The following is a 17,519-nucleotide window of genomic DNA, read 5'->3' as shown; positions in this document are numbered from 1 at the left end:
GTCAGAGCACATAGCGCGAGATGTCGGCCGACCGGGCAAGGGCGCCCAGATTCGTCTCTACAAAGGCGGAATCGATGGTCACCGACTGGCCGGAACGGTCCGGGGCGTTGAAAGAAAGTTCCTCGAACACCCGCTCCATCACGGTGTAAAGCCGCCGCGCGCCGATGTTCTCGACCGCCCGGTTCACCTCGGCCGCGATGCGGGCAAGCGCGGCGATCCCGTCCGGCGTGAAGGTCACCTTCACATCCTCGGTCGCCATCAGCGCGGCATATTGCCGGGTCAGGGCGTTGTCGGTTTCGGTCAGGATGCGGATGAAATCCTCCTCGGTCAGCGGCGCCAGTTCTACCCGGATCGGCAGGCGGCCCTGCAGTTCCGGCAGAAGGTCCGAGGGTTTCGCGATGTGGAAGGCGCCCGAGGCGATGAAGAGGATATGGTCGGTCTTGACCGGGCCGTGCTTCGTCGAAACGGTCGTTCCCTCGATCAGGGGCAGAAGGTCGCGCTGCACGCCTTCGCGGCTGACATCGGCACCGCGCGCGTCGGACCGGGCGCAGATCTTGTCGATCTCGTCCAGAAAGACGATGCCGTTTTCCTGCACCGCCTCCAGCGCGGCGGTGCGCACCGCCTCGTCGTCCAGAAGCTTGTCGGCCTCCTGTCCGATCAGCACGTCATAGCTTTGCGCCACCGTCATCCGCTTGCGGCTGGTGCGGCCGCCGAAGGCCTTGAACAGATCCTGCAAGCCCTGCATCTGGCTTTCCATTCCGGGCATCCCGAAGCCAAGGGGCATGGGTGAGGCATCGGCCACGTCGATTTCGATCAAGGTGTTGTCCAGTTCGCCCCGCTTCAGCTTGGCGCGGAACATCTCGCGGGTCTGTTCTCGCGCATCCTTGCCGGCCAGTGCCTCGATCACCCGGTCCTCGGCAGCCCTGTGGGCGCGGGCCTTCACATCCTCGCGCATCCGGGCGCGGGTATCGCTCATCGCCACATCGACCAGATCGCGGATGATCGAATCCACGTCGCGCCCGACATAGCCGACCTCGGTGAACTTGGTGGCCTCGACCTTCAGGAACGGTGCCTTGGCCAGTTTCGCCAGGCGGCGGCTGATCTCGGTCTTGCCCACGCCGGTCGGGCCGATCATCAGGATGTTCTTCGGATAGACCTCATCGCGCAGATCATCGCCCAACCGCTTGCGCCGCCAGCGGTTGCGCAGGGCGACGGCAACGGCGCGCTTGGCCTCTTTCTGGCCGATGATGAAGCGGTCAAGTTCCGAGACGATCTCGCGCGGGGTCAGGTCGGTCATTCGGTGCTCCCATAGGGTGGCAGGCGGGATTTGCCGGGAAAGTCGGGCAGGGCGCGCAACACGGTGGCGCGCAGTTGCACCCACCAGGTGCCGATGGCGGTGATCAGGCCGCCAAGGGCGATCAGGATGAAGGCCCAGGTGCCGAAATCGCCCCGGTCGCCGATCACCCAGGCGATGACCAGCGCGATATAGGCAATGGCGGCGGTCAGGAAGGACCGCCGGTCGATGATCAGAGCCAGCAGGGTGATGATGACCAGGGCGACGATCAGCAACCCGATCCCGCCGGCGCCGCCGGTGTTATAGAGGGTCAGCGCCACCGTGTTCACCAGCGCGGGCGCGGCCAGCATGTGCAGCCAGAAGGCGGTGGCGGCGTGCCGGCCCAGCCGGTGCGGGTCGCGGGTGTCGAACCACATGGCCACGAGGAAGGCCACGATGCCGAAAAGCAGCGTTGCGGTGGCGAACTGCGGACTTTCGCGCAGGTCGAAGAACCCGCCCATGCCGCCCCGGCCACCCGCAACGAAACCGCCCAGCGAATCGACCGAGGCGGTCATGGTGTAGATCGCCCCCAGCACGAAAAGCCCCAGGATGAAGGCCGAAAACGGCAGCCGGAACCGGCGATACCAGGCCGACATGCCCAAGGCCGACAGGACGAAGGCCAGCACGACCACGCTGCGCAGCGGCAGGTCTGCCTGGCCCAGCACGGTGATCGCCGACAGGTAGATGCCGGCCCCGAAGGCCGAAGCCAGCACCATCGACGGCAGGTTCATCCGCCGCTTGAGGGTGAAGTATCCGGCCCACCACCAGCAGATACCGGCGCAGATCAGCGGCAGGACCGTCATCAGCGCCACGCCGCCGAACCAGGCGAGCATGGCCGCGATCCCGGACAGAAGGATGACCAGGCCGATCGAGACGAAGATTTCGGAAAAGCCCCGGAAGAATTCGAATGGCTCGTCTTCGGCGGGAAGGGCGGCACGTTTGCCCAGACGGTCATTGGCCAGCGCGGTCAGCGACGCCGCCTGTGCCTCGGTCAGGATGCCGGCGGCGACGGCGGCGCGAAGATCCTCGGGCGTCATTTCCGGATCGTCTCCACGGTCAGGTTGCCGTTGGTATAGACGCAGATGTCGGCGGCAATGGCCATGGCGCGGCGGGCGATCTCCTCGGCGGGCATGTCCGTTGCCATCAGGCCCCGTGCTGCGGCCAGCGCGAAGTTGCCGCCCGATCCTATGGCGGCCACGTCATGTTCCGGCTCCAGCACGTCGCCTGCGCCGGTGATCACGAACAGGTCGGCGCCGTCGGTGACGATCAGCATGGCTTCAAGGTTGCGCAGGTATTTGTCCATCCGCCAGTCCTTGGCCAGATCGACGCAGGCGCGGGCCAGCTGGCCCGGGGCGGCCTCGAGCTTCTTTTCCAGTCGCTCCAGCAGGGTGAAGGCATCGGCGGTAGATCCTGCGAACCCCGCCACGACCGGATGCCCGCCGGGATTCAGCCGCCGAACCTTGCGGGCGGTCCCCTTGATCACGGTCTGCCCAAGGGAAACCTGCCCATCGCCTGCGACCACCACCTCGCCGCCGCGGCGGACCGCAAGGATCGTGGTGCCGTGCCAGCCGGGGAACTTGTCTTCGGCCATTGGACCCTCCGTTTTTCCCTATATGGCCGGGGTCGGGGGTCACCTCAAGTCAGGCAAAGCAAAACGCCCGCGCGGGTGGCGCGGGCGTTCCGTTTTCCTTGCCGAAGGCCTTAGCGGCGCAGGCCCAGGCGCGAGATCAGCGAGGCATAGCGCGCCTCGTCCTTCTTCTTCAGGTAGTCCAGCAGCTTGCGGCGCTGGGCGACCAGCATCAGAAGGCCACGACGCGAATGGTTGTCGTTCTTGTGGCCCTTGAAATGCTCGGTCAGCGTGGCGATGCGCGACGACAGGATCGCGACCTGCACTTCGGGCGAACCGGTGTCGCCTTCCTTGGTCGCGTATTCCTTGATCAGACGGGCTTTTTCTTCAACGGTGATCGACATCGGGGTCTCCTTTGCAAAGGGTCATGGCACAAGCCGGGATGTCGTCCAGCAGGGCCCTTGGAGGGGGGTCCGCCTTCGGGGCGGATGCGGGCCTATAAGCGGATTCGCGAAGGAAGGAAAGGGTTTGCGCAGCCAAGGCCTTCAGAGGCGATTAACCAGGACCGGAGATTTCCTGCGAGGCCGCTTCTGAATCAGGGGCAGTCATGCTAGGAATCAGCAGGTTTTCCTAATCTTATCTTATGGTTAACGAAAGCGCGGATCAACGGCGCCGTGACCTGGGGGTGACATCGTGCTGACGCTTTTCGGACTGCTCGGGATTCTTGCCGCGGGCCTTGCGGCGGATGCAATCCTTTCCGGCCGCGACCCATCGGGGCCGGAAGACTCCGGCGAAGGGGATGGCAGCCTCGGGCCGGACAGCACACCGATGGAACAGGGCCTTCTCGACCGGATCGCCGGTCCCGAACCGATGATCGATGGGAACCCCGTTTCCGGCGATCTCAAGGCAGACCCGCCGGTTGATCTCTGGCTTGGGGGCGGGGCGGAAGGCGACCTTCTGTCCAGCGGTGATGGCAATGACACGGTCGAAGGCCGGGGTGGGGGCGACCTGATCGACGCCCGCGCCGGTGATGATCTTGTCGAAGCCGGCGAAGGCAACGATGCCGTCTGGGCGGGGGCCGGGGACGACAGGGTTCACGGCGGCGCCGGGAACGACACGGTGGACGCCCAGGATGGCGACGACCTTGTGTTCGGCGGGTCCGGTTCTGATTCGCTTTCGGGCCATTTCGGGAATGACACGATGTTCGGTGGCGACGGGGCCGATACGCTTCTGGGCGGCGCCGGGGATGATGTCCTCGATGGCGGGGAAGGGGATGATTGGCTTGCCGGCGGCGAGGGTCACGACACCCTGGCCGGGGGGGCGGGATCAGACATCCTTGACGGCGGTTCCGGCGATGACTGGCTGTCCGGCCTGCAAGGCGAAGCGGGCAAGGGCATGCCGGATTTTCTGAACGGCGGCCAGGGCAGGGATACGCTGCTTCTCGGTCCCGGCGATCACGGCCATGGCGGGGCCGACGAAGACGCCATCATTCTGCACGATTGGCCGGGTGAAGGCGAGGTGGCGCATGTATCCGATTACAGTGCCGCGCAGGACAGGCTGGTGATCGTCTACGACCCGGCCATTCATCCCGAACCCCGCCTCAGCCTTTTGGTCGGCGAGGGCGGCAATGGCAGCACGCTTTACCTGGACGGCCACCCCCTTGCGGTGATTCGGGGCGATGCGGTGAACCTGGCCGACGTGATCCTGGAAAGGGCCTGATCGGGCGCTACCAGGGTTCGGGCTTCTGGTCATAGGCGACATACAGGGGGTGGCGCGGCTGCCCCTGGCCCGTCAGGCCTAGGTGCGTCAGCCGGGCGCCGGCACCGCGCAGCATCGATTCGACCACCGCCCCGCGGTTCATGTGCAAACCATGGTTTCCCCAGGCGCATACCACCGCATCGGCCCAGCTCAGGCTTTTCAGGATCGCGGCGTCATTCTCTGGCCCCACCGGGTCGGGTTCCGCCCGCATCACCCTTGGGTCGGTTGCGCGGAATGCAAAGATGTTTGTCACCCTGAACGCCCCGAACCCCAGCGCCCGGGCCCGCCGTTCGCAGCGTTCGACCGTGGGATCGTTCTGCATCTCGGTCGCGGTCGAAGGGTTGAGCATGATGAACAGCGCCTTCGGCCCATCCTGCCAGGTTCGCGTCAGAAGATAGCGGTAGCGTTCGCAATCCGAATAGACGGCCTCGGATACTGCATCACCTTTCGTGAAGCCGCGCGTGATCATCGCCCCGATCCTTCGCAGGCCCGCCGTGGCCTGCACCGGCTGGTGATAGGCCTGCCCTGCCCTGCCCGCAAGCCTTGCATCGCTGGTCCTTCCCCGCTAGCACGGGGCCGCATCCTTTGGAGAAGACGATGGACGGGATCGACACGCTTCGGGGCAAATATCTCTCCGCCATCGCCGGCGCCGCCGACGAGGCCGCGCTGGAAGAGGTCCGTGTTGCCGCCCTGGGCAAGAAGGGCGAGATCAGCGCCCTGATGGCGACGCTGGGCAGGATGGAGCCCGAGGCACGGAAGGCCGCCGGTGCCAGTCTGAACGCCCTGAAGGACGAGATCGACGCCGCGCTGCGTGCCCGCAAGACCGCGCTGGCCGATGCCGCGCTGGACGAGCGGCTGAAGGCGGAATGGCTGGACGTGACCCTGCCTGGGCGTCCCCGCCGCACGGGCACGATCCATCCCGTTTCCCGCGTGATGGAGGAACTGACGGCGATCTTCGCCGACATGGGATTTTCGGTTGCCGAAGGACCGCAGGTCGAAAGCGACTGGTACAACTTCGACGCGCTGAACATTCCGCCGGAACATCCTGCCCGGCAGGAACATGACACGTTCTTCATGCACCGCGCACCCGGCGATAACCGCGCGCCCCACGTCTTGCGCACCCACACCAGCCCTGTGCAGATCCGCGCGCTGATGGAACGCGGCGCCCCCCTGCGTGTCATCGCGCCAGGCCGCGTCTACCGGATGGACATGGACCAGACCCACACCCCGATGTTCCACCAGGTCGAAGGTCTGGCCATCGACCGGGACATCAGCATGGCCAACCTGAAATGGTGCCTGGAAGAATTCTGCCGCGCCTTCTTCGAGGTGGACAAGGTCGAACTGCGGTTCCGCGCCAGCCACTTCCCCTTCACCGAACCTTCGGCCGAGGTGGATATCCGCTACTCCAACGTAGGTGGCCAGCTGAGGATCGGCGAAGGCGACAAGTGGATGGAAATCCTGGGTTCCGGCATGGTGCATCCCAAGGTGCTTCAGGCAGCCGGCGTCGATCCGACCCAGTGGCAGGGCTTCGCCTTCGGCATGGGCATCGACCGCATTGCCATGCTGAAATATGGCATCCCCGACCTGCGTGCCTTTTTCGAATCCGACCTGCGCTGGCTGCGCCACTATGGCTTCAGTCCGCTGGACGTGCCGGATCTGGCGGGCGGCCTCAGCACCTAACGCCGCCAGACCACGGCGTTTTCGTGTCGCAGGATCATCTGCTGCATCTGCTGGAACGACTGCACCACGAAATCGGCAAAGACGGCGGCGGCCGGGTTCCTGGGCATGCCCGCCAGCTTCAGGATGCCCAGGTGCCGCTGCGGCTGCGGAATATCCACCGGCAGAACTGCAATGGCATGCTGCTTGCGTTCGGCAAACCAGACCGAAAACGGCAGCACGGCCAGCGCATCGGTTTCGATCAGGTAGTTGATGACACTTAGAAGCGAGCCGCCCGAATAGCGGATGTCCAGCTCCAGCGACCCAAGCGACGACCGGATGGCGAACAGGTCGGCCAGCAGCGGCGACCCCGGCAGAGGCGCGACCCAGGGGTAGCGGCCCAGATCGCCGGTCGTCAGCCGCTTGGTGCGCTGAAGGGGATGGCCGGTCCGGCAGCAGACCACGTTGCGCGCGGCGAGGATCGGGGTGAACTCCAGCCCCTCCGGCTCTCCCGAGGTGCCAAGTGGCACGATCCCCAGGTCAAGCTGGTCGGCGCGCAGGCCGGTTCCGACCTCTGACAGGTTGCCGTAGCTTTGTTCGAAATCCACGTCGGGGTGCTGGTTCTGGAAGGCGGCGATGATCCTGCTGATCATCGCATCCATGAAGAAGGGCACACCGCCGACCCGCACCAGCCCCCGCGTGCCGCGCAACAGGCTTTGCACCGCTTCGGCTGCGCGGCGGCTTTCGGCCAGGATCCGGCGGCCATGCGCGGCAAGCTGCATGCCCAGCGGCGTTGCCTGCAACGGCCTGCGTCCGCGGACGAACAGCGGCTTGCCGACCCGCGCCTCAAGCTGGGCCAGCGACCGCGACAGCGCCGGCTGCGACAGGCCCAACGCCAGCGCGCCCTTGCTGACGCTGCCGGCATCGACAACGGCAGACAGCTGGATCAGGTGCGCCTCGCTCAGTTTCATAACAGAATGATATATTGATCTTCCGAAAAGTCATCTGCCAGTCTGCCGCGCCCCTCTAGCTTGCATGGTGCGAGGGGGAGGTCTGGCAATGGACGGGCAGGGCGGATCATCCGAAGGGCAGGCGGTGGCAGCCGAACTGCGCCGCCGCCTTGCGGCAGCGCCGCCGGGCCGTCTGGGCGAGGCTGTGCGCCAGATTGTCGATCATGCCTTCCAGATCGTCGCCACGCTGAAGCCGACCCCGGCAGAGCTGGACGCCTTCGTGCAGTTCCTCACTGATGTTGGCTATGCCACCGACGCAAGACGGCAGGAATGGGTGCTGCTGGCCGATGTCTTCGGCCTGTCGGATGGCGTGCTTTGCAAGGATCGGCCAGGCACCACGCCCGGCACGCTGCCCGGTCCCTTCTACCGCGCCGACGCGCCTGACCTGCCACTTGGGGTCAACCTCTGCCGCAATGGCGACGGACAACCCCTGTCGGTGACGGGCCGGGTGACAAACCTTTCCGGGGAACCGCTGGCCGGCGCCCTGGTCGAGGTCTGGCATGCCAATGCCGCCGGTCGCTACGAAAACCAGGATCCCGACAATCAGCCCGAGCACAACCTGCGCGGTCGCTTCATCACCGATGCCGCCGGGGCATTCCACTTCACCACGATCCGCCCCGGCGGCTACAGCCTGCCCGATGACGGGCCGGTCGGGCAGCTTGCCCGCAAGCTTGGCCTGTCGCTCGACCGGCCTGCCCACATCCATTTCGCCGTCACCGCGCCGGGATACCGCCGCCTTGTCACGGCGATCTTCGACGGCAGCGATCCGGCGATCGGCCGCGATGCGCTTTTTGCCGTCAAGCCCGAGCTCATCGGCACCATCCGACCCGAAGGCCCGGCCTTCACCCTTAGCGTCGCCCTGGTTCTCGACCGGGACGACACCCCGCAACCCACCCAGGACCAGAGGGGATGACCAGCATGGCCCTAGTCTCCGGCTATCACCACCTGACCATGAGCACGCACGGCGTGCAGGAAGACTATGACTTCTACACCAAGGGGCTTGGCCTCTACTCGATCAAGCGGACGGTGCTGTTCGACGGCGTCATTCCGGTCTATCATTTGTATTATGGCTCGCCTGCGGGCGACGCCTCGACCATCATCACCACCTTTCCGTTCAAGAAGCCGGGCATTTTCGGGCGCCGCGGCACGAACCAGAGCCGGACGATCATGCAGTCGATCCCGGTCGGCGCGGCCGACTTCTGGGTGGACCGCCTGAACGGCATGGGCATCCCGGCGGTCAAGGGCGAACGTTTCGGTCTGATCCGCGTCAGCTTTGCCCATCCCTGCGGCATCCCGCATGAGCTGGTGGAAAACCCCGACGATACCCGCACCCCGATCGCCAACCCGGCACAGGGCGTGTCGGGTGCTCATGGCATCCGCGGCATCTACGGCGGTGCGGTCGCCGTGATGGATGCGGGCACGATGGAGGAATTCCTGGAACACGGTATGCAGTTTCGCCGCGAAGGCAGCGATGACAGGGGCAGCATGTGGATCGTGCCGGAAGACAACGGCCTGCATTCTGCGCTGGAAATCGTGATCGACCGCGACAGCCCGCAGGGCACCTGGACGCTGGCGGGCGGCACGATCCACCACCTGGCCTTCAACACCGGGAACGAGGAAAACCAGTATGCCCTGAAGGCCCGGCTGGAGGGCATGGGCTACACGGACGTCAGCGAACAGAAGGACCGCAACTACTTCAAGTCGATGTACATGCGGTCGCCGGGAGGGGCGCTGTTCGAACTCGCCTGGACCGTGCCGGAAGGCTGGGCCAAGGACGAACCCGCCGACGCCATCGGCAAGAGCCTTGTGTTCCCGCCCTGGTTCGAGGACCGGCGTGCCGAGATGGAAGCGGGTCTGGAACCGGCACAATTCTGATGCCGGGTGTTGCCGACATCGTCTCTCTGGGTGCGGCGCCCGACCGGGCGAAGGTGCTGTGCGTCTTCGTCCATGGTCGCGGCCAGTCGCCCGAAGAGATGGAGGCGGCGGTCATCCGCCGCCTGACCTTGTGTGACGTGGCCTTTGCCCTGCCGCGCGCCGAGGGGAAAAGCTGGTATGCTGCCCGGGCGGTCGATCCGCTGACCGACGCCACCCGGGAAGACCTGGCGATGTCTCTGGACGGTCTTGCACGGGCGATATCCGGCCTGCGTGCCCATGCTCCGGGCTTGCCCCTGCTGCTGGCCGGTTTCAGCCAGGGCGCCTGCCTGTCGCTGGAACATGTCTGCACCGGCAAAGAATTGCCCGACGCCGTTGTGGCCCTTACCGGTTGCCGCGTTGGTCTTTCGGGCGACGACCGACCCGCAAGCCTGCCATCCGGCCTGCCTGTCTATCTGTCGGCAGGCGATGCGGATCCCTGGATTCCGGTTCAGGCATTCGCCGAGGCTGCGGCCGAGCTTGGCCGTGCCGGGGCAAGGCTTCGGTGCGACGTGTTCCCCGGTCGCCCGCACGAGGTGTCAGACGCAGAAATCGCCATGTTAGAGACTGTTTTGATTGATCTTGCCGCCGGACGCTCTCCGGCCATGGGGGCGGCGCGATGACCCGGCCCTTCGTCTTTCCCGGCCTCTCGACCCGGGTTGTCTTCGGCCACGGCACCTTGGCGCAGGTGCCCGATGAAGTCGCCCGTATGGGCCATTCCCGCGCGTTGATTCTGTCCACCCCGCATCAGCGGGCCGAAGCGCGGGCCCTGGCCGACAGGCTGGGCGACAAGGCTGCCGGCATCTTTGCCGGTGCCGCGATGCATACCCCGGTCGAGGTGACCGAACAGGCGATCGCCGCCTTCCGCGCGGCAAGGGCGGATTGTGTCGTATCGCTGGGCGGCGGCTCGACCACGGGTCTGGGCAAGGCCATTGCCGTCCGCACCGGGGCGGATCAGCTGGTGATCCCCACCACCTATGCCGGTTCGGAAATGACCGACATCCTGGGCGAAACCGCGGGTGGAGAGAAGACCACCCGCCGCGACCCGGCGATCCGGCCCGAGGTCGTGGTCTATGACGTGGATCTGACCCTGACCCTGCCGGTGGCGCTGACCGTGACCTCGGCGCTGAACGCCATCGCCCACGCGATGGAGGGCTTCTATGCCCCCGACCGCCACCCGATCACCGAGGCGCTGTCGCGCGATGCGATGGTCGCCTTCCGCGATGCGCTGCCGGTTCTGATCGAGGATCCCGTAAACGGCGAAGCCCGCGCCAGGGCGCTTTATGCGGCCTGGGGCTGCTCGGTGACACTCGGCCATGTCACCATGGCGCTGCACCACAAGCTGGCGCATGTGCTGGGCGGAAGCTTCGGCCTGCCGCACGCCGAAACCCACGCGGTGCTGTTGCCCCACACCACCGCCTACAACGAAGCTGCCGTGGGTGGCCTTCTGGCCCCGATTGCCGATACCTTCGGCCATGGCAGCGCGGGCGCCGGGCTTTGGCACTTTGCCAAGGCGGTGAACGCGCCGCTGCGTCTGGCCGACCTTGGGATGACCGAGGGCGACCTCGATCGCGCGGCCGAGATCGCCACCCGGAATCCATACGCAAATCCACGCCCCGTCAGCCGGGACGGCATCCGCCAACTGCTGCAACAGGCCTGGGATGGGCAATGCCCCGCATGACAGGCAACCAAGAGGGAGGAACGATAATGCTTACCAGACGGAAATTCCTGCGCACCAGCGCCGCCACCGGCCTTGCCGCCACGGCGCCGGGCCTGTTCGCCCCTGCCATCGCACAGGGGGCCAGGATCCGCATCGGCTATGTCAGCCCGCAATCCGGCCCGCTGGCCGGCTTTGCCGAAAGCGACAGCTACAACATCGCCAGCTTCCTTGCGACCGAGGTCGGCCAGAATTTCCAGGTCATCGTCAAGGACAGCCAGTCCGACCCGAACCGCGCCGCCGCCGTGGCCAAGGAACTGATCGTCAACGACGAGATCAACCTGATGGTCGTCGCCTCGACGCCCGAGACGACGAACCCCGTGGCCACCACCTGCGAGGCGGAGGGGATGCCCGTCATCTCGACCAAGGCGCCCTGGCAGCCCTGGTTCATCGGCCAGCAGGGCAACCCCGGCGACCCGGCCTCGTGGAAGCCCTTCGACTTCGCCTTCCACTATTTCTGGGGGCTGGAGGACGTGATCGCCGTCTTCCTGAACATGTGGAACCAGCTTGACACCAACAAGCAGGTCGGCGGCCTGTTCCCGAACGATGGCGACGGCAACGCCTGGGGCGACCCGAACGTGGGTGTCGGCCCCGGTTTCGCGGCGCAGGGCTATTCCCTCACCGATCCGGGCCGCTACCAGAACCTGACCGACGATTTCACCGCACAGATCAACGCCTTCAAGGCGGCGAACTGCGACATCGTCACCGGCGTCGTGATCCCGCCCGACTTCACCACCTTCCGCAACCAGTCGCTGCAACAGGGCTTCAACCCGAAGGTCATCACCGTGGCCAAGGCCATCCTGTTCCCGCAGTCGGTAGAGGCCCTGGGCGAGGCCGGGCACAACCTCTCGTCCGAGGTGTGGTGGAGCGCGCAGCACCCGTTCAAGTCCTCGCTCACCGGCCAGTCCTGCGCCGACCTTGCCGCCGACTACACGGCGAAGTCGGGCCGGCCCTGGACCCAGCCGATCGGCTTTGTCCATTCCCTGTTCGAGGTCGCCTCGAACGTCATGGGCCGCGTCGAAGACGTGACCGATGCCGAGGCGGTCGCAGCGGCGATTGCCGCGACCGACATGGACACGATGGTTGGCAAGGTGGCCTGGAACGGCGCCGGCGTGCCACCTTTCGCCGCCACCAACGTATGCAAGACCCCGCTGGTTGGCGGCCAGTGGCGGCGGAAGGACGACGACACCTTCGACCTTGTCATCGTCGACAACCAGACCGCGCCGGAGATTCCGGCTGCTGGCCAGATGGAGGCGCTGGCCTGATCTTGTTGGCCCCCGGGACTTCTTCCCGGGGGCCACCCTGGCCACATTCAGCATGACCGACGTCCTGACGCTTTCCAATGTCTCGAAAAGCTTCGGTGCCCTGAAGGTGACCGATGACGTCAGCCTTTCTGTGCCGAAGGGCCAGGCGCTGGGCATCATCGGGCCGAACGGGGCGGGGAAATCGACGCTCTTCAACCTGATAACCGGCAATATCCTCGCCGATGCGGGCACGGTCACGCTCCTGGGCCGCGACGTGACCCGCAGCCCGGCGATGACCCGCGTCCGCATGGGCTTGGGCCGCAGCTTCCAGATCCCCCAGCCCTTCGAGGGGCTGACGGTGTTCGAGAACCTGCTGACCGCCGCCGCCTACGGCCAGAACAAGCACGAGGCCGAGGTGACCGACCATTGCGTCGCGGTCCTGCGCGATACCGAACTCTTGCCCAAGGCCAACCAGCTGGCCGGCAGCCTGTCCCTGCTCGATCGCAAGCGGCTGGAACTGGCCCGCGCCATGGCCACCGGGCCGGAGCTTCTGCTTCTCGATGAAATCGCCGGCGGCCTGACCGAAGGCGAATGTCAGGCGCTGATCGCCACGATCCGGGGTCTGCACGCGCAAGGCATCACGATCATCTGGATCGAACATGTGCTGCACGCCCTGACATCGGTCGTGGAACGGCTGCTGGTCCTCGACTTCGGCCGCGTCATCGGGATCGGCGAGCCCGACGCGATCATGGCCTCGAAAGAGGTGCGCGAGATCTATCTGGGGATGGAGGTCTGACATGACGCCCATCCTTGAAACCCGGGGCCTGACCGCCGCCTACGGCCAGTTCAAGGCGCTGTTCGGCATCGACCTTGCCGTGAGCCCCGGCGAATGTGTCGCCATCATCGGCGCGAATGGCGCGGGCAAGACGACCCTGATGCGCTCGATCACCGGAGTGCTGCGCAACGACCCCGACATGGTCCTGCACCGGGGCGAGCCGATCGGCGACCTGCCCGCCGACCAGGTGATGCAGCGCGGGATCGCCATGGTGCCCGAGGGGCGCAAGCTCTTCCCTTCGCTTTCCGTCGAGGAGAACCTGCTGATCGGGGGACAAGTGCGCCGGGGGGGTGGCCGCTGGTCGCTCGACACGATCTATGCGTTGTTCCCCATCCTGAAGGACCGCCGCCACTCGCCCGGCACTGCGCTTTCCGGCGGCCAGCAGCAGATGGTCGCCATCGGCCGCGCGCTGATGTCGAACCCCGAGCTTCTTCTCTGCGACGAGGTCAGCCTCGGCCTCGCCCCCGTGGTGATCCGCGACATCTACGCCGCCCTCCCCGCGATCCGCGAAACCGGCGCGGCGGTGGTGATCGTCGAACAGGACATCGCCCGCGCGCTTTCGGTCGCCGACCGGGTCTACTGCCTGATGGAGGGCCGCGTGACCTTGCATGCCCCCGCCGCCGAAATCAGCCTCGAGGCGATCCACGCCGCCTATTTCGGGGAACCCACATGACGCCTGCCAGCCTTTCCCTGCGTGCCCCCCACCCCAATCCCCTCCCCACCAGGGGGAGGGGAGGCGCCCGGCCATGCTGTCCCGCGCCTCCATCCCCCACGCGGGGGGACGGATGGGGAGGGGGGGCATCCTGCCACTCTGCGAGGTCGTCGCGATGATCTGGCTCGACGTCCTCGTCCAGGGCATCCTGCTTGGCGGTCTTTATGCCCTTTTCGCTGCGGGCCTCAGCCTTGTCTTCGGGATCATGCGGCTGGTGAATCTGGCCCATGGTGATCTGATCGTCTTTGCCGCCTTCCTGATCCTGGTCACCGTCAATCTCTTGGGGCTGAACCCTTTCCTGTCGGCCCTGATCGCCGCCCCGGTCATGTTCGCCTTGGGCTGGGCCTTGCAACGCTTCGTCCTGAACCGGGTCGTCGGAAAGGACATCCTGCCGCCGCTGCTCATCACCTTCGGGCTCTCGGTTGCGCTGCAGAACGGCATGCTGGAGGTCTTCTCGGCCGACAGCCAGCGCATCCGCGCCGGCGCGCTGGAAAGCGCCTCGATCAACCTGGGCGTGGTCACCATAGGCACCCTGCCGCTTCTGACCTTCGGCTCGGCGGTGCTGGCCATCTTCATCCTGAACCGCATCTTCTACACCACCGCGATCGGCCGCGCCTTCCGGGCAACCAGTGACGATCCGGTCACCGCAAGCCTGATGGGCATCAACCCGCGCGGGGTCTTTGCCATGGCCACGGGCCTTGCCATGGTCATCGTCACCCTTGCCGCGCTTTACCTTGGCATGCGGGCGAACTTCGACCCTTCGATCGGTCCCGCGCGCCTGATCTATGCCTTCGAGGTGGTCATCATCGGCGGCCTCGGCAGCCTCTGGGGCACGCTGGCGGGTGGTGCGATCATCGGCATCGCCCAGACCGTGGGCGCGCAGATCAATCCGGAATGGCAGATCCTTGCCGGTCATCTGGCCTTTCTTGCCGTGCTGATCATCCGCCCGCGCGGCCTTTTCCCAAGGGCGGTGGACTAAGATGCACAAGGTCACCACCCGCACCCGCGCCTCGACCGTCGCCGGCCTCGCTGCCGTGGCTCTGGTTGTCCTGGGCCTGGTCCTGCCCGCCTTCGCCTCGCGCAGCCTGATCCAGGATCTGTTCTTCATCCTGACCATGCTGACGCTGGCGCAGCTGTGGAACCTGATCGCGGGCTATGGCGGGATGGTCAGCGTCGGCCAGCAGGCCTTTGTCGGCATCGGCGCATATGCGATGTTCGCAGGCGTCATCCTCTGGGGCTGGGATCCAGTTCCAGCGATTCTTCTGGGCGGGGTCGCAGCCTTCCTGCTGGCAATCCCGATGGCCTTCTTCGCCTTCCGCCTGCAAGGAGCATACTTTGCCATCGGCACCTGGGTCATCGCCGAGGTCACGCGCCTTCTGGTCGCCCAGTGGAAGACGCTCGGCGGCGGCACCGGCACCAGCCTGCCGCGCGAGGCGACATCAGACATCATCGGCGTCGCGGCCATTGCCGAGTTGTTCGGTATCCGCGATGCCGCTGCGCGCGACATCCTGGCCTACTGGCTGGCGCTCGCGCTGGCGGTGGGCACGATGGCGGCGATCTACGCGCTTCTGCGGTCGCGCACGGGGCTTGCGCTGGCTGCCGTCCGCGACAACGACAACGCGGCCCGGTCTGTCGGGGTGGACGCGCAGCGCGTCAAGTGGCTGGTCTTCCTGTCGGCCGCCACGATGACCGGCCTGGTCGGCGCGCTGATCTATGTCCAGACCGCCCGCATCTCGCCCGACGCGGCCTTCTCCGTCACCAACTGGACCGCCTATGTCATCTTCATTGCCGTCATCGGCGGGATCGGCCGGCTGGAGGGGCCGATCCTCGGCGTTCTCGTCTTCTGGGGCCTGCAGACCGCCTTCGCCGACTATGGCAGCTGGTATCTGCTGGCGCTTGGCCTGCTGGCCATCGTCACCATGCTGTTCGCCCCGCGCGGTCTCTGGGGCCTGATCGCCGACCGCTGGGGCATTGCCCTGTTCCCCATTCAACGCCGCCTGATCCTGGAAGGAGCCCGAAATGGCTGACATCACCACCGACGTTCTTGTCATCGGTACCGGACCGGCCGGATCGGCCACGGCGGCCCTCCTGGCCTCGTACGGGGTCGAGGTGCTGGTCGTGAACCGCTACCGCTGGCTGGCCAATACCCCCCGCGCCCACATCACCAACCAGCGCACCATGGAAGTCCTGCGCGACCTTGGCCCCGAGGTCGAGGAGGAGGCGATGAAGCACGCCACCCATCAGGAGCTGATGGGCAACAACGTCTTCTGCGTGTCGCTGGCCGGCGAGGAACTGGGCCGGATGCAATCCTGGGGCACTTCGCCCGAAAGCAAGGCCCGCCACCTGCGCGCCAGCCCCTGCGAGATGAACGACCTGCCGCAGACCTTCATGGAGCCGATCCTCTTCGGCACCGCCTGTCGCCGGGGTGCCCAGTCGCGGATGTCCACCGAGTACCTCTCCCATGTCCAGGACGCCGAAGGGGTCACGACCACCTGCCGCGACCGGCTTACAGGCAAGGATTTCACCGTGCGGTCGAAATACCTGGTGGGGGCGGACGGCGGGAACAGCCTCGTCGCCGAGCACGCGGGCCTGCCGTTCGAGGGCAGGATGGGCGTCGGCGGGTCGATGAACATCCTGTTCCGCGCCGACCTGTCGCGTTACGTCGCGCACCGGCCCAGCGTTCTCTACTGGGTCATGCAGCCCGGCGCCGATGTGGGCGGGATCGGCATGGGCCTGGTCCGCATGGTGCGGCCCTGGAACGAATGGCTGATCGTCTGGGGCTACGACATCAACCAGCCCGCCCCGGTGGTGGATGCGGCGATGGCGACCCAGGTCGCGCGGCAGCTGGTCGGCGTTCCAGATCTGGAGATCGACCTGATCAGCGCCAACACCTGGACGGTGAACAACTGCTACGCCACCCACATGCAATCGGGGCGCGTGTTCATCATGGGCGACGCGGCGCACCGTCACCCGCCCTCGAACGGGCTGGGGTCGAATACCTCGATCCAGGACGGCTTCAATCTGGCCTGGAAACTGGCCGCCGTCATCAAGGGACAGGCGACCCCCAGGCTTCTGGACAGCTACAGCGCCGAGCGCGCGCCGGTCGCCAAACAGATCGTCACCCGCGCCAACCAGTCCATCGCCGAATTCGGCCCGATCTTCGAGGCGCTGGGCATGGACGGCGGTGTTGACCACGAAAAGATCCAGCGCAGCATGGCTGCCCGCTGCGACGCCACCGAAGCCGGCGAGCGCCAGCGCGAGGCGCTGCGCAAGGCGATCGACTTCAAGGTCTACGAATTCGACTGCCACGGGGTCGAGATGAACCAGCGCTACAGCTCTGGCGCGGTGGTCACCGATGGGCAAGACCCGCCGCCGCCGAACGCGGACATGGAGCTTTACTATCAGCCGACTACCTTCCCCGGCGCGCGGTTGCCGCATGCCTGGGTTTATGACCGTCATGGCGGCAGGCATTCCACGCTGGATCTGTGCGGCAAGGGCCAGTTCACCATCCTTACCGGAATCGGCGGCCAGGGATGGGTGAAGGCCGCGGCCGAGGTCGGCCGTGCGCTGAACCTGCCGATCCGCGCCATCACCATCGGTCCCCGCGCCGATTACGAGGATCACGTCGGTGACTGGCACAAGGTGCGGGAAATCCGCGACGCGGGCTGTGTGCTGGTGCGCCCTGACCATCACGTCGCCTGGCGGTCGGTCGGCGCGTCCGGCGACCCTGCGGCCGACCTGACCCACGTCCTGCGCAGCATCCTGGGGCACTGACC

At 66.3% G+C, this 17,519-nt stretch carries 18 protein-coding genes; 12 read left to right on the top strand and 6 right to left on the bottom strand.

The features are described 5' to 3' along the window. Position 1: 1 nt before the first annotated feature. The 4 genes from hslU to rpsO all read right to left on the bottom strand — a co-directional run bounded on the left by hslU (position 2) and on the right by rpsO (position 3,304). Positions 2-1,297 (bottom strand): ATP-dependent protease ATPase subunit HslU, encoded by a 1,296-nt coding sequence (gene hslU, locus EZM81_RS03855; RefSeq protein ID WP_135447804.1) that lies wholly within the window; start codon positions 1,295-1,297, stop codon positions 2-4. Then, a complete protein-coding gene (locus EZM81_RS03850) occupies positions 1,294-2,370 on the bottom strand; it encodes a hypothetical protein (protein WP_136644834.1) in 1,077 nt (358 codons plus the stop codon). The genes hslU and EZM81_RS03850 overlap by 4 nt, the downstream gene beginning before the upstream one ends. Beyond that, a complete protein-coding gene (hslV, locus tag EZM81_RS03845; protein WP_135447808.1) occupies positions 2,367-2,924 on the bottom strand; it encodes an ATP-dependent protease subunit HslV in 558 nt (185 codons plus the stop codon). The genes EZM81_RS03850 and hslV overlap by 4 nt, the downstream gene beginning before the upstream one ends. Positions 2,925-3,034: 110 nt before the next feature. Next, a complete protein-coding gene (gene rpsO / locus EZM81_RS03840; protein WP_135447811.1) occupies positions 3,035-3,304 on the bottom strand; it encodes a 30S ribosomal protein S15 in 270 nt (89 codons plus the stop codon). Positions 3,305-3,593: 289 nt separating this feature from the next. Between rpsO and EZM81_RS03835 the strand changes: the two genes are divergently transcribed. Continuing rightward, positions 3,594-4,619 carry a calcium-binding protein gene (locus EZM81_RS03835; RefSeq protein WP_136644833.1) on the top strand — a complete coding sequence of 342 codons (1,026 nt, stop codon included), beginning with the start codon at positions 3,594-3,596 and terminating at the stop codon, positions 4,617-4,619. Positions 4,620-4,626: 7 nt separating this feature from the next. Here EZM81_RS03835 and EZM81_RS03830 read toward each other — a convergent pair whose 3' ends face one another. Then, complete coding sequence (locus tag EZM81_RS03830) at positions 4,627-5,127, bottom strand: DUF1643 domain-containing protein (RefSeq protein ID WP_135447815.1); 501 nt, start codon at positions 5,125-5,127, stop codon at positions 4,627-4,629. Between the two features lie 128 nt (positions 5,128-5,255). On the opposite strand from EZM81_RS03830, the gene pheS reads away from it, so the two are divergent. Then, positions 5,256-6,338 carry a phenylalanine--tRNA ligase subunit alpha gene (gene pheS, locus EZM81_RS03825; RefSeq protein ID WP_135447817.1) on the top strand — a complete coding sequence of 361 codons (1,083 nt, stop codon included), beginning with the start codon at positions 5,256-5,258 and terminating at the stop codon, positions 6,336-6,338. Here pheS and EZM81_RS03820 read toward each other — a convergent pair. Then, positions 6,335-7,285 (bottom strand): LysR family transcriptional regulator, encoded by a 951-nt coding sequence (locus tag EZM81_RS03820; RefSeq protein WP_135447819.1) that lies wholly within the window; start codon positions 7,283-7,285, stop codon positions 6,335-6,337. The two genes, pheS and EZM81_RS03820, sit on opposite strands and share 4 nt — an antisense overlap. Positions 7,286-7,373: 88 nt before the next feature. On the opposite strand from EZM81_RS03820, the gene EZM81_RS03815 reads away from it, so the two are divergent. The 10 genes from EZM81_RS03815 (at position 7,374) to EZM81_RS03770 (ending at position 17,517) form a co-directional block, all read left to right on the top strand. Further along, positions 7,374-8,237, top strand: coding sequence for a dioxygenase (locus EZM81_RS03815; RefSeq protein ID WP_136644832.1), 864 nt, complete (start codon positions 7,374-7,376; stop codon positions 8,235-8,237). Between the two features lie 5 nt (positions 8,238-8,242). Beyond that, on the top strand, positions 8,243-9,199 hold the full coding sequence (locus EZM81_RS03810) for a VOC family protein (protein WP_136644831.1): 957 nt from the start codon (positions 8,243-8,245) through the stop codon (positions 9,197-9,199). After that, positions 9,199-9,858 carry an alpha/beta hydrolase gene (locus EZM81_RS03805; protein WP_136644830.1) on the top strand — a complete coding sequence of 220 codons (660 nt, stop codon included), beginning with the start codon at positions 9,199-9,201 and terminating at the stop codon, positions 9,856-9,858. The genes EZM81_RS03810 and EZM81_RS03805 overlap by 1 nt, the downstream gene beginning before the upstream one ends. Then, a complete protein-coding gene (locus EZM81_RS03800) occupies positions 9,855-10,916 on the top strand; it encodes a maleylacetate reductase (protein ID WP_136644829.1) in 1,062 nt (353 codons plus the stop codon). The genes EZM81_RS03805 and EZM81_RS03800 overlap by 4 nt, the downstream gene beginning before the upstream one ends. 26 nt (positions 10,917-10,942) lie before the next feature. Next, positions 10,943-12,217 carry an ABC transporter substrate-binding protein gene (locus EZM81_RS03795; RefSeq protein ID WP_136644828.1) on the top strand — a complete coding sequence of 425 codons (1,275 nt, stop codon included), beginning with the start codon at positions 10,943-10,945 and terminating at the stop codon, positions 12,215-12,217. A 52-nt stretch (positions 12,218-12,269) separates the two neighbouring features. Then, positions 12,270-12,992: an ABC transporter ATP-binding protein gene (locus EZM81_RS03790; protein WP_135447831.1), complete on the top strand. Its 723-nt coding sequence runs from the start codon at positions 12,270-12,272 to the stop codon at positions 12,990-12,992. A gap of 1 nt (position 12,993) precedes the next feature. Further along, positions 12,994-13,704: an ABC transporter ATP-binding protein gene (locus EZM81_RS03785; RefSeq protein WP_169052296.1), complete on the top strand. Its 711-nt coding sequence runs from the start codon at positions 12,994-12,996 to the stop codon at positions 13,702-13,704. A 154-nt stretch (positions 13,705-13,858) separates the two neighbouring features. After that, complete coding sequence (locus EZM81_RS03780) at positions 13,859-14,722, top strand: branched-chain amino acid ABC transporter permease (RefSeq protein WP_136644961.1); 864 nt, start codon at positions 13,859-13,861, stop codon at positions 14,720-14,722. Between the two features lies 1 nt (position 14,723). Next, positions 14,724-15,770 carry a branched-chain amino acid ABC transporter permease gene (locus tag EZM81_RS03775; RefSeq protein ID WP_135447836.1) on the top strand — a complete coding sequence of 349 codons (1,047 nt, stop codon included), beginning with the start codon at positions 14,724-14,726 and terminating at the stop codon, positions 15,768-15,770. Next, entirely contained in the window at positions 15,763-17,517 is a 1,755-nt protein-coding gene (locus EZM81_RS03770; protein WP_136644827.1) for an FAD-dependent monooxygenase, read from the top strand. Before EZM81_RS03775 ends, EZM81_RS03770 begins: the two co-directional genes overlap by 8 nt. Positions 17,518-17,519 lie beyond the last annotated feature (2 nt).

Source organism: Tabrizicola sp. YIM 78059 (assembly GCF_004959785.1).
GTDB lineage: Bacteria > Pseudomonadota > Alphaproteobacteria > Rhodobacterales > Rhodobacteraceae > Tabrizicola > Tabrizicola caldifontis.
This window is presented reverse-complemented; position numbering and strand designations above follow the sequence as displayed.

What these genes read in the sequence shown, in the direction of transcription:
- hslU (WP_135447804.1), bottom strand. Translation starts at nt 1,297, where the DNA reads ATGACCGACCTGACCCCGCGCGAGATCGTCTCGGAACTTGACCGCTTC.
- EZM81_RS03850 (WP_136644834.1), bottom strand. Translation starts at nt 2,370, where the DNA reads ATGACGCCCGAGGATCTTCGCGCCGCCGTCGCCGCCGGCATCCTGACC.
- hslV (WP_135447808.1), bottom strand. Translation starts at nt 2,924, where the DNA reads ATGGCCGAAGACAAGTTCCCCGGCTGGCACGGCACCACGATCCTTGCG.
- rpsO (WP_135447811.1), bottom strand. Translation starts at nt 3,304, where the DNA reads ATGTCGATCACCGTTGAAGAAAAAGCCCGTCTGATCAAGGAATACGCG.
- EZM81_RS03830 (WP_135447815.1), bottom strand. Translation starts at nt 5,127, where the DNA reads ATGATCACGCGCGGCTTCACGAAAGGTGATGCAGTATCCGAGGCCGTC.
- pheS (WP_135447817.1), top strand. Translation starts at nt 5,256, where the DNA reads ATGGACGGGATCGACACGCTTCGGGGCAAATATCTCTCCGCCATCGCC.
- EZM81_RS03820 (WP_135447819.1), bottom strand. Translation starts at nt 7,285, where the DNA reads ATGAAACTGAGCGAGGCGCACCTGATCCAGCTGTCTGCCGTTGTCGAT.
- EZM81_RS03815 (WP_136644832.1), top strand. Translation starts at nt 7,374, where the DNA reads ATGGACGGGCAGGGCGGATCATCCGAAGGGCAGGCGGTGGCAGCCGAA.
- EZM81_RS03810 (WP_136644831.1), top strand. Translation starts at nt 8,243, where the DNA reads ATGGCCCTAGTCTCCGGCTATCACCACCTGACCATGAGCACGCACGGC.
- EZM81_RS03805 (WP_136644830.1), top strand. Translation starts at nt 9,199, where the DNA reads ATGCCGGGTGTTGCCGACATCGTCTCTCTGGGTGCGGCGCCCGACCGG.
- EZM81_RS03800 (WP_136644829.1), top strand. Translation starts at nt 9,855, where the DNA reads ATGACCCGGCCCTTCGTCTTTCCCGGCCTCTCGACCCGGGTTGTCTTC.
- EZM81_RS03795 (WP_136644828.1), top strand. Translation starts at nt 10,943, where the DNA reads ATGCTTACCAGACGGAAATTCCTGCGCACCAGCGCCGCCACCGGCCTT.
- EZM81_RS03790 (WP_135447831.1), top strand. Translation starts at nt 12,270, where the DNA reads ATGACCGACGTCCTGACGCTTTCCAATGTCTCGAAAAGCTTCGGTGCC.
- EZM81_RS03785 (WP_169052296.1), top strand. Translation starts at nt 12,994, where the DNA reads ATGACGCCCATCCTTGAAACCCGGGGCCTGACCGCCGCCTACGGCCAG.
- EZM81_RS03780 (WP_136644961.1), top strand. Translation starts at nt 13,859, where the DNA reads ATGATCTGGCTCGACGTCCTCGTCCAGGGCATCCTGCTTGGCGGTCTT.
- EZM81_RS03775 (WP_135447836.1), top strand. Translation starts at nt 14,724, where the DNA reads ATGCACAAGGTCACCACCCGCACCCGCGCCTCGACCGTCGCCGGCCTC.
- EZM81_RS03770 (WP_136644827.1), top strand. Translation starts at nt 15,763, where the DNA reads ATGGCTGACATCACCACCGACGTTCTTGTCATCGGTACCGGACCGGCC.